We start from the raw sequence: 267 nt of genomic DNA on the forward strand, positions 1-267 counted from the left end.
CGCCCCCGCCCGGGCGGTCGCCGCGACGAGCTCCAGGACGGACGGCTGCCAGGCGTCGAGCAGGTCGACGAGCTCGCCCCGCAGCCGGTCGGCGGCCATCGTGTACTGCGCCAGGGCGTTGGTGCCGAGCGAGACGAAGTCGACCTCGTCGAGCACCGCGGCGGCGCGCAGCGCGGCGGCGGGCACCTCGCCCATGGCGCCAGCGGGGCGCAGGCCCCCGGCGGGCACGGCGTCCGCGGACGCCCGTGGCTCCGCCGAGGTGGCGGT

The 267-nt window shown here is 79.8% G+C and carries 1 protein-coding gene; it reads right to left on the bottom strand.

Features of this window, described 5'->3' with window-relative positions; translation table 11 throughout:
- Positions 1-267: putative PEP-binding protein (locus KVT14_RS20455; RefSeq protein WP_306795882.1), on the bottom strand; the 267-nt coding region annotated here is incomplete at both ends.

Origin of the sequence: Cellulomonas sp. GbtcB1, assembly GCF_019091725.1 — a bacterium.
GTDB lineage: Bacteria > Actinomycetota > Actinomycetes > Actinomycetales > Cellulomonadaceae > Cellulomonas.